Source organism: Paucilactobacillus wasatchensis, from assembly GCF_000876205.1.
Taxonomy (GTDB): Bacteria; Bacillota; Bacilli; order Lactobacillales; family Lactobacillaceae; genus Paucilactobacillus; species Paucilactobacillus wasatchensis.
This window is the reverse complement of record NZ_AWTT01000074.1, coordinates 1-3,228: the sequence shown is the minus strand read 5'-3', so window position 1 is coordinate 3,228 and position 3,228 is coordinate 1. Positions and strand designations below refer to the sequence as shown.

The 3,228-nt window shown below is 41.0% G+C and carries 3 protein-coding genes; 1 reads left to right on the top strand and 2 read right to left on the bottom strand.

What is annotated here, in order from left to right; all coding sequences use genetic code 11:
• The coding region (locus WDC_RS08955) for a glycoside hydrolase family 30 beta sandwich domain-containing protein (protein WP_044011521.1) at positions 1-925 on the top strand (925 nt) is incomplete at its 5' end.
• A 74-nt stretch (positions 926-999) separates the two neighbouring features.
• Here the strand turns inward: WDC_RS08955 and WDC_RS08950 are convergent.
• Both WDC_RS08950 and WDC_RS08945 read right to left on the bottom strand, forming a co-directional pair.
• The gene (locus tag WDC_RS08950) at positions 1,000-1,761 is read right to left on the bottom strand and encodes a flavodoxin family protein (RefSeq protein WP_044011520.1); all 762 of its coding nucleotides are present in this window, start codon (positions 1,759-1,761) and stop codon (positions 1,000-1,002) included.
• A 14-nt stretch (positions 1,762-1,775) separates the two neighbouring features.
• A complete protein-coding gene (locus tag WDC_RS08945) occupies positions 1,776-2,951 on the bottom strand; it encodes an MDR family MFS transporter (RefSeq protein ID WP_044011519.1) in 1,176 nt (391 codons plus the stop codon).
• Between the last annotated feature and the right edge of the window lie 277 nt (positions 2,952-3,228).

The following is a 3,228-nucleotide window of genomic DNA, read 5'->3' as shown; positions in this document are numbered from 1 at the left end:
AGTACGCTATATCGAAGAATATCGTAAATTAGGAATTCCAATTTACGGTTTGACCATTCAAAACGAACCTTCTAATGCAGCTCATTGGCCAGCAATGATTTGGACAATTGCCCAATTAGCAGATTTTGGCTATAAATATTTACGCCCAGCTTTGAACCATACATTTCCCGAAACTAAAATGTTCCTGCTAGACGATAGTTTTCACGCCATTGACCAACCAATTACCAACGAAGTATCGCAAACGCAGGCAATGGCATTCGACGGAATGGCGGTGCACACTTATTCTGGGCCTTATGACAATTTATATAACGCTAACCGTGCCTTTCCAAGCTGGTCACTAGTCATGTCTGAGCGCCGATGCATGATGGAAGAAACCCCAGAAGACGCCGCACACATCATGTTTGGTGTCATTGGTAACTGGCTTGTTCGCAACGGACTCAACATGGTGACCTTATGGAATTTAGCCCTAGACGAACGAGGTCTACCAAACGCCGCTGACTCAACTGGTCGCCGCGGTGTCGTGACAATTGACCACTCCACCGGCAAAGTACAACGGAATCTAGAATACTATATGCTACGTAACTTTGGACAAGATGTATCCGTGGGCTCTCACGTAATTGAATCAAGTAATTACACTGCTGACGGCTATACTGGTGGGCTAGGTTCCGTTGCTTTTCAAGCCCCAGATGGCTCAATTGCTGCCCATATCTACAACCCAACTGGTAAGACGCTGAAAGCTGCCGTCACTATTAATGGCACCGGCGCTAGCTGGCAATTGGTTACCGTCCCAGCTTGGGGAACTGTTACCCTCCATAAAACTAGCCATGAGCTTAATGAATCAACGGTCCCACAAGATGATGAGTTCAAACTTAATCCAACAGCGGCTAACCGTTTTGATGTTTCACCCGGACAGGTTGAACAATAATCTTAGATTGTTACAAAAATAAATCCCCGCAACCAAAATATTTGGTCCGGAGATTTATTTTTGTAGTTCTAATTTTATTTTCGTTTATGTTTCATGACAGTCATGAAATGCAAAATTGCTGCCAATAACACGTAAAAAATAACCACAAATGTGCTAAATGATAACCAGAATTTACCGCCAACTAATGTCGGATTAATCAACCGTTGAATTTCCATCGTTACTAGCGCCATAATGGCGACCATAAAAAACAATTCAATATATCGTTTCACTGTGTTATCATCTCGTTTCTGTTTAGTAGCAATTTTGGCACCCCACCGCGTACATTCATCTTTTTTAGCCGAAGAGAGTTCTGTTTGACCAAACGAATTGGTCAGTACCAGTTCATGTACCTTAATCAGACCGGCTAACGACATTGCTTTATCAATTGTTTTGAATGTATTATCAGTGGCTCCAGTTAACACATTTTCAACCGTGCTAGTATAACAACTAGTGATCGACAAGTAATGCTTATCCTTAAATTTAGTCGGATGAATTGCACCCGTTTTATCGAAGCGTCCCATACGTTGCCGTAAACAATCGAAGAAGTTTTTCATGACCCCTGCCAAACTACCAATGTAGGTTGGCGCAGCAATCACCCAAACGTCGCTGGCAAGTAACTTTTCTTCAATCTGGTCCAATCCTGGATTAGGCGCACCAGTATCCGGTTTAATATCGTAATCTTCTAAAAATAATAGCTCAGTTTCGTTTGGTGCTGGTACTCCTGCTAAGACAGTGGTTAACATTTTAGCCGTTATTCCGTCTCGTTTATGTGCTCCCAAAATCCCCAAAACTTTCATCGTACTTTCACCAGCTAACCTCTATTTTTTCGAACATGCCAGACATTGCGCATCACTGCTAATAAACAAAGTCCCATCAAAACTGTCACTGATAAGAACAAAGTTGGGTAGCCAAAACCATCAATAATCATTCCACCATATAGTGGTCCGATCGCTCGTCCAACCGAAATCGACATATTCATTAACCCTTGATACTTACCGGCCTGATTTGGGTTAGTTAATTGATCAATCCAAGCTGGAATACTAGGCAGTCCCATCATTTCACCGATCGTCAAGATGACAAAATCAATCGCAAACCACAGCAGTGAATCAGCGAAAATCAATAGGAAAAACGATAGTGCAAAAATGGCAACTCCAATTTCAATTTGGTGATCAATTTTTAAATACACTTCAAATTTATTCACTAATGGTTGCCCAACTAGAATGATAAGTCCGTTCATCGTCCACAATAAACTGTAAGCGTAAAATGGAATATGCATATTAGTCAGGTGAACTGCCATCACACTTTCCCATAAGGTATAACTTAGGTATGCGGAGATGACTAACATACAAATCAGCCAAACCAATGTACTTGTCTTGCGAGTCGCTTTTGTTCGGGCTTCCTTAATGTTTTCTAGTTTTCGATTTCGCTTAGGAATCGTGACATTAAAGGTTAGTACCGTTACCAGCCAGAAAACAACATAGCTGACACTCGTCACGGAAAAAACTAATGTGACACCGTATGACATCAAGAAGCCGACTAACAACGTCCCAACAACTACCCCTAAATTTAATGCCATGTAGAGCACATTGAAAATATAGCGAATTTTATGACCCTTAATTGAGGCAGCGTAGGCATTAATAACGGTGACATTCACTCCATCACCAAAGCCGACTAACATCAGTAAAATAGCAAAAATGGGCCAACTATGGAAAAAAATCAGAAAAATAACTGCAACTGTTGCAACACTAACTCCCAATACGGCAGTTTTATACGGATCCCAATGATCAAATAACCAGCCACCTAAATAGTTTCCGGCAATCATTGCACAGGACATGAAAAACAAAACAACTCCCGCCGTTGCCAGACTCTCATGCAAATAATCATGCATGTAAACGGTTGTTAACGGCCATAAAAATGAGGCCCCCGTACTATTTAAAAAATTAGCTACTACTACCCACTTTAATTTCAGTACTCGACTTGATTGCATAATTGTTCCTCCATTTTGTCGTTAAATAACAAACCTAACGCAAAATAGATTATCGCTGTGCGACTGAAACCACACGCTGCAGCAATGTAAGACCATAACATCTTGCTACTTTACCCGTGGTGGTAGTGCACAATTGCTGACCTGATAGAGCTAAATGTTTAATTTTATCAATTGTTAAGTAAAAGTGTAACTTTGCCACCATCATTAACTCCTCCATATCTCTTAATCCCAATTATATGGGGCAATGAGCTTGACGTCAAACTAAGTTTACTGCAAG

Excerpts from the sequence above, each read along its gene's own strand:
- WDC_RS08950 (WP_044011520.1), bottom strand. The coding sequence starts at position 1,761 with ATGAAAGTTTTGGGGATTTTGGGAGCACATAAACGAGACGGAATAACG.
- WDC_RS08945 (WP_044011519.1), bottom strand. The coding sequence starts at position 2,951 with ATGCAATCAAGTCGAGTACTGAAATTAAAGTGGGTAGTAGTAGCTAAT.